We start from the raw sequence: 6,137 nt of genomic DNA, 5'->3' as shown, positions 1-6,137 counted from the left end.
GCTTAGATTAGGGACTAAATATTCTCTAAGGAAACAGCTGCAATACGATTGCAAAAACAATTAAGCAGTTAGGCAACGTAATGCTATCGTTATCAGCTTATTACCTCTGAAACATTCACCTCTAACAAGTTATGACTTCCCTACTCTATAACCCAGCTTCCGTCATTATGAACTATCCACATGGAGACATTTAATCAGGGAATAATGAGGGCATTTTAAATAGAAAAACATAACTGTGGTGTTTAAACTCACCAACCAGATCATCCATGTAGCCGCGGTACCTCGAGTGCTCTTCATAGTTTCAAATATCTTGTTGGTGCTTCTTCAATACTACCTAAGGAATAGAAAAAGCTTTCTTCTTTCAGTTAATTAATGTTTGCAGCAGTTTTTATTTTGTATAACCACCAAACTAAAAAGTCACACTGTCACCTATGTTATTAAAAGCTTCTACCTCAGTATTTTTCACTATCAATTTGATTGAAAAACAGAAGAACTTATAAAAAAATGATAATATGCAAAGCATATAGTTGCATCAATATAGAATTCGATACCTTTTTTGTATAAAATAACCTCTCTTTTGAGTAGTTATCCCCTTTGACAACTCTATTATTGATAAGTAAATAATGAACGATGAAGTAAACAACGAAGTCGAACGTTTTGGTCGTTTTGATGTTGATTATTCGCGAAGAACGATCACTCGTATAAGTGATAATGCTGTTTTAAAAGTATCACGCTCAGAGACCCATATCTTTGCTTTACTAGCAAACACCGCAAACAATACAGTTCATAGAGAAATATTACTAAAAGAATGTTGGCAAGGAAAAATAGTAACGAATAATTCGTTAACTGTAGCGATAAAAAATCTTCGCACCTCATTTAGTAAAATCGGTGAACATAATATCATCACAACCGAGCCTAAACTTGGTTACTCAATTAGAGAAACCTCGCTGGCTGACGATGGTTCTCATCCGCCTCTGCTGGTTGATATTAGTAAACATATAGAAGCACATGAAATTGCAGAAAAGTTAGAATTACAAGAGCATCAAGAAAGCGTCATTGAGAAACAAGAAATTACTGGGAAGAAAAAAAAATACATCTTACTCAATAAATCAAATACAGCCAGCCTATTTGATTTTCTGATTGTTAGCTTTTTCTTTTTAGCGACTTTATTTGTCTGTTACCAGTACTTATTTTTTGTTAATACAACAGATGTTGACGGTATACCTGTTAATTATAATGGCATGGAATTGCCAAATCCCGTGACACAGGCAATCATTAATCATAAAATGGGTGATATTAGTCAATGGTACGCATTCCCCATCGGTGGATTATGTGAGCGTTATAAATTAATAGGTGTACATAATGAGCATTATATTAACTTAACTTCACAAGTGAACCAGGAGCAATGCGATGCTTAAAAAAGCTTTCCTTGGAATATTCTTAGCTCTATTGTTTATTTGTGTCCAAGCAATTTTTAATGCTATCAACACACAATCGGCTTATTTATTTACTAAGGAATACCCTGCTTTTGGCTCTGAAGTTATAAAGGTTAACCTAAATGATGGACGAATTAAGATTAATGTAATTCGAAAAGGTAAAGAAAATCGAGTTATTTCATCATCGTTATTTAGCGGAGTATTTCTTAAGGTTCAAAATCATTATTACACGTTCGGTATTAAGCGATTAAATAAAAGTCGTGAAGTAGATTTTACATTTAGGAACTTTTATATTGATTCTCTTCGTACAAAAGAAGCTGTTTATATCTCAGATGATAGAGGTATTCTAGAATTAGATTCAGGTAAGTCTATTTATCTAAGTAGCTTATTACTTGGTCAAAAGATACGTTGAAGTTAAGCTGGTGTAAGCTGGTTTAATTTTAACTAAATTATATAGTTATAGTGCATTAGAATAGTGACGTTTTTATTAAAAATTGATATATTATATCGAGTTAAGGAGTATCTAATGGCAATAACAATCCGAGATATAGATAAGCATTATTATATGATTGAGTCTCTTAAATCGTTAACGAATAGTAATGTTACGACCAAAGCCCTCATAAACGGTGGCTATTTAGCCGTAGATTTAGGGCAAAAGTTAGAAAAAGAACGCCTAAAAAGAATAAAGGCTGAGAGTGAACTTCAGGAATTAAAACAAAAGTTTTCATCTTATATCAAAAGTAAAGAAGAGTTATTAGATGCATTAAAGTAGATTTAATAACAAGTTAAACTTATCTTTAACTTGTTATTATTCGTTTTACTTCGCACAAATTTTCAACTCATCAAATCGAGTTAACTGATCATACTCTCGGCTAAATGATAAATTTGTATAACTCGCAATGCAAATTTCTGCAGTATAAGAAACAATACTTCCATCAACAAGATGACCACCTATCACCTGCCCTTTTTTGTCGGCTACCGATATATGAAGATGGACATGCTGTGGTGTTAATGTCCCTGATAATGTGAGAATTTCCAGAGGACCAGAAACCTCTATTATCTTAGATTCATCAGCCAATCGTATATTCACTTTAGATAAGCATCCAATACCAGAAAGTAAACTTCCTGCTTGAATCTTATTATCTTGTACAAAGTGAAGAATACTCTTTTTAAGATCTGTACCTTGGGTTAATCGAAATGCGTATGGAATAATCACAATAGACTCTTTTAAATAGCAAGTGCAATACATTATTTATTACACTTACTTACAATTAAGCACGTTTACCCTTTTTAGTTGAATGAGAACTATGAGGGGAAACATTACGAATACGTTGTTTCGTTTTACTTGGAATATCCTTTGAAAAATCAATTTTTGTAGTGAATCGATTTTTATAAACTTTAATATGGCCACTAAAAGGTGTTTTATGTGCTATTTCTTTACACGCTGTTTGAAAGCCAGTAGGTACACTCCCTTTCGTTTTTATCAGTTCGCCATTTTCAAATTTTAAAACCATAATAGGACGATCTTTGAAAACGATAAAAATAACAACTACTGCTAAAACAAGTACATATTCCATTTGCTTACTCCTTAAATGTAACCTTCAAAAGAACAGCAACCACCAAAAAGCGTTATTTATCAAAGGATTCAATGTTTAGCAGTTCTGTCAGGTTATTTTTGATATCACTAACCTGTTTGTTAGCTCGCTCAGTTCGGTTACTTTCACTGATCAAATATTCGATAGTATCGGATAATGTAGAACCTAACTCTTGCGATTTTTCTGCCAACTTTTCCCAAACACGGAAATCTAAGTCGATTGATTTCTTACGTGTATGTACTTGTTCTGCGTTAAAATGCCGCTTTCTTTTTGCTCGAATCGCTTGTTTTAGCTTATTTTCAAGCGCAGGAGACATATTTGAACTTATCCATTCAATCACTTTTGTTGGCTCATGTTCTATATCTAAAAGGGCCTCAACAGCAGCTTCTGCTTCACTACGATCAATAAAGCGCGTAATTGATTCGCCTTCCTTGTGTTTTTTTACTAAATAAGCCCATTTCCAACCGGCTTCAAGGTTTTCAAGCTGCTGATATTTCATAAAATTACTATTTTCTCATCGTTAACGAAAAATACGTTACAGTGTAACCCTAGTATTCTTAAATAACAATCATCTATATAGAATAACCGATTGTTTTTATGAAACTTAAATATAGCTCATAAGTTTCTATTATGAGGTCTTTGATTGTTTTATACTGCTTACCTTTTCACAGTAACAATAGAAACTAAATTTATGCATGAAGAATCTTGGCGTACCATGTTTCCTGATTATAGCCAGTACCAAACAACTCTAGATCATTATAGTAACCTTGAACCCGCAACAGTTGGTACTCTTCAACCTCGACTATCAGATGCCGTACGCCGCTTCAGCGCGCTTAATTTACAGCCTCGTATTCTACGTATTACGGCGCCTGATAACACGTTGTATCGTGACTATATTATTGAACTCATAAAAAAATACCAATCTCAAAGTTGTAATAATACATCTAGCTCACAAACGAATGAAAATGAGCAACCCATCATCATAGCGGGTGATGATATTACTGCTGAAAAACTATTTGGTGCCGTCTATCCCGCTCTAGAATCAAATAGCTTAGCAAAACCAAGCGTTAAGCATGGTTTATTACACCAAGCAAATAATGGGCACTTGATTTTATCAATCACCGCCCTTCTAAGTAATCCATCGCTATGGCCGCGTTTAAAAAGCGTACTAATGGACGGCATGCTAGATTGGGAAGCGGCCAACAAAAAAGTATTATGTCCTTTACCAGCAGCTGAAAAAGTAAATGTTAAACTGGTAATCATAGGTGATCGCCATTTAATGGCAGAACTTGATCAGGCAGAACCTGATCTTGCGGCGGGTTTTGCTATGTATGGTGAATTTGAACAAGATCTATTATTAAACGAATCCAATCTTGAAGATTATCTTCGTTATATAAAGGCGATTATTACCCATCATAAACTGCCAGACTTGGCTGATACTGACGCTGTCACTGCACTGCTATGTGCAGGTGCTCGTTATGCTGAAGATCAAACACGCTTACCACTTTGTTTGCTTTGGCACCTAAATCTATTATCTGAAGCAAGTATAGAGACAGACGGCAAAGTTTTAACAGCTACGAATATTAAAGCATCACTTCGTGCTAAAGAATATCGTGAGTCTTATTTACCTGAACGCGCTATTGCTGATATTCACCATGGCCAAGTACTTATTGCTAGTGAAGGTAAAGAAGTTGGTCAGGTTAATGGTTTAACCGTGGTTGAAATGCCAGGACACCCAACAGCGTATGGTGAACCTGCTCGTATTTCTTGCGTAGTGCACTTTGGTGATGGTGATATTTCTGATGTTGAACGTAAAGTTGAACTGGGTGGAAATATTCACGCGAAAGGCATGATGATCATGCAAGCGTTTGTGGCAACAGCGTTAGATTTAGATCAGGCCCTACCTTACTCGGCATCCATTGTTTTTGAACAATCATACTCTGAAGTTGATGGTGACAGTGCCTCTCTTGCAGAACTATGCGCATTAATGTCTGCATTATCTTCACAGCCTATTAATCAGCAAATAGCGGTAACCGGTGCTGTTGACCAGTTTGGTCGTGTACAAGCTGTTGGTGGGATTAATGAAAAAATCGAAGGCTTTTATAAAGTGTGTGTTCATCGTGGTTTAACAGGTAATCAAGGTGTTATCTTACCAAAAACTAATTTGAGCAACCTTTGTTTAAATGATGAAGTCATTGAAGCAATCAAAGCCAAACAGTTCCACATCTGGGCAATAGAGAACGTTGATGAAGCGATCCCTCTTTTAACGGATAAGCCATTTCGTAGCGAGAATGATGAAGATGAAACTATTTTATCTTTGATTGAAGAAAGAATTGATTATTTTCACCATGGTGACCTTTCAAATGAGATTGGTCTGTTAAATCGCCTACGTTTACGTATATCTAACTGGTTTGTCCAGAACTGATCCGAGTTGTTTAGCTTACACGTGTAAGCTAAATTGCTCCCATACTTTTGAAGGAGTAATTGATTCTAATGACACGCCAGCATTCTTATACACACGAAGAACTTGTCGCTTGTGGCAACAGCGAACTACACGGTCCAGACTTCCCATCATTACCATCTGATAACATGCTAATGATTGACCGTATCGTAAATATCACTGATAAAGATGGTGATCACGGTAAAGGCTTTATTGTCGCTGAATTAGATATCAATCCTGACTTATGGTTTTTCAACTGCCACTTTAAAGGTGATCCTGTAATGCCTGGTTGCCTTGGGCTTGATGCAATGTGGCAACTAGTAGGGTTCTTCCTTGGTTGGTCTGGCGGTGAAGGCAAAGGTCGAGCACTGGGTGTGGGTGAAGTTAAATTCACAGGTCAAATTCTACCGACAGCCAAAAAAGTAACTTATGAAATTCAGCTTAAGCGTGTTATCAACCGTAAGCTAATCATGGGTGTTGCTGATGGCCGTGTACTTGTAGACGGTAAAGAAATCTACGTTGCTAAAGATTTAAAAGTGGGTCTTTTTAAAGATACTGACAACTTCTAATCCGCGTGACTAATCTAAATACTCAGCCCTGAGGCATTTATGCTTCGGGGCTTTTTATATCCACCAGCATAATAACCTTTTATCTCTTCTACGTGCT

8 protein-coding genes are annotated in these 6,137 nt (G+C 35.9%); 5 read left to right on the top strand and 3 right to left on the bottom strand.

From position 1 onward, the window contains the following. Nucleotides 1–623: 623 nt before the first annotated feature. The 3 genes from SKA34_RS11190 (at nucleotide 624) to SKA34_RS11180 (ending at nucleotide 2,208) form a co-directional block, all read left to right on the top strand. Nucleotides 624–1,418 (top strand): winged helix-turn-helix domain-containing protein, encoded by a 795-nt coding sequence (locus SKA34_RS11190; RefSeq protein WP_006645641.1) that lies wholly within the window; start codon nucleotides 624–626, stop codon nucleotides 1,416–1,418. Beyond that, complete coding sequence (locus tag SKA34_RS11185; protein ID WP_006645640.1) at nucleotides 1,411–1,848, top strand: hypothetical protein; 438 nt, start codon at nucleotides 1,411–1,413, stop codon at nucleotides 1,846–1,848. Before SKA34_RS11190 ends, SKA34_RS11185 begins: the two co-directional genes overlap by 8 nt. Nucleotides 1,849–1,962: 114 nt before the next feature. Next, entirely contained in the window at nucleotides 1,963–2,208 is a 246-nt protein-coding gene (locus tag SKA34_RS11180; protein WP_006645639.1) for a hypothetical protein, read from the top strand. A 45-nt stretch (nucleotides 2,209–2,253) separates the two neighbouring features. Here the strand turns inward: SKA34_RS11180 and SKA34_RS11175 are convergent, their stop codons facing one another. From SKA34_RS11175 to matP, 3 genes are read right to left on the bottom strand one after another with little or no spacing between them, the layout of a single operon-like run. Further along, on the bottom strand, nucleotides 2,254–2,652 hold the full coding sequence (locus SKA34_RS11175) for a PPC domain-containing DNA-binding protein (protein ID WP_006645638.1): 399 nt from the start codon (nucleotides 2,650–2,652) through the stop codon (nucleotides 2,254–2,256). A 55-nt stretch (nucleotides 2,653–2,707) separates the two neighbouring features. Then, complete coding sequence (locus SKA34_RS11170) at nucleotides 2,708–3,013, bottom strand: DUF3634 family protein (protein WP_006645637.1); 306 nt, start codon at nucleotides 3,011–3,013, stop codon at nucleotides 2,708–2,710. 52 nt (nucleotides 3,014–3,065) lie between these two features. Next, the gene (matP, locus tag SKA34_RS11165) at nucleotides 3,066–3,530 is read right to left on the bottom strand and encodes a macrodomain Ter protein MatP (RefSeq protein WP_006645636.1); all 465 of its coding nucleotides are present in this window, start codon (nucleotides 3,528–3,530) and stop codon (nucleotides 3,066–3,068) included. Nucleotides 3,531–3,722: 192 nt separating this feature from the next. Here matP and SKA34_RS11160 point away from each other — a divergent pair, with 192 nt between their 5' ends. Together SKA34_RS11160 and fabA are read left to right on the top strand one after the other, a co-directional pair. Then, a complete protein-coding gene (locus SKA34_RS11160) occupies nucleotides 3,723–5,456 on the top strand; it encodes a Lon protease family protein (RefSeq protein ID WP_006645635.1) in 1,734 nt (577 codons plus the stop codon). 68 nt (nucleotides 5,457–5,524) lie between these two features. Further along, nucleotides 5,525–6,040 (top strand): bifunctional 3-hydroxydecanoyl-ACP dehydratase/trans-2-decenoyl-ACP isomerase, encoded by a 516-nt coding sequence (fabA, locus tag SKA34_RS11155; protein WP_005367874.1) that lies wholly within the window; start codon nucleotides 5,525–5,527, stop codon nucleotides 6,038–6,040. The last annotated feature ends 97 nt before the right edge of the window (nucleotides 6,041–6,137 follow it).

It is taken from the genome of Photobacterium sp. SKA34, assembly GCF_000153325.1.
GTDB lineage: Bacteria > Pseudomonadota > Gammaproteobacteria > Enterobacterales > Vibrionaceae > Photobacterium.
The sequence above is the reverse complement of the archived record's forward strand: the minus strand, read 5'-3'. Positions and strand labels throughout refer to the sequence as shown.

What these genes read in the sequence shown, in the direction of transcription:
- SKA34_RS11190 (WP_006645641.1), top strand. Translation starts at nt 624, where the DNA reads ATGAACGATGAAGTAAACAACGAAGTCGAACGTTTTGGTCGTTTTGAT.
- fabA (WP_005367874.1), top strand. Translation starts at nt 5,525, where the DNA reads ATGACACGCCAGCATTCTTATACACACGAAGAACTTGTCGCTTGTGGC.
- SKA34_RS11170 (WP_006645637.1), bottom strand. Translation starts at nt 3,013, where the DNA reads ATGGAATATGTACTTGTTTTAGCAGTAGTTGTTATTTTTATCGTTTTC.
- SKA34_RS11185 (WP_006645640.1), top strand. Translation starts at nt 1,411, where the DNA reads ATGCTTAAAAAAGCTTTCCTTGGAATATTCTTAGCTCTATTGTTTATT.
- matP (WP_006645636.1), bottom strand. Translation starts at nt 3,530, where the DNA reads ATGAAATATCAGCAGCTTGAAAACCTTGAAGCCGGTTGGAAATGGGCT.
- SKA34_RS11160 (WP_006645635.1), top strand. Translation starts at nt 3,723, where the DNA reads ATGCATGAAGAATCTTGGCGTACCATGTTTCCTGATTATAGCCAGTAC.
- SKA34_RS11180 (WP_006645639.1), top strand. Translation starts at nt 1,963, where the DNA reads ATGGCAATAACAATCCGAGATATAGATAAGCATTATTATATGATTGAG.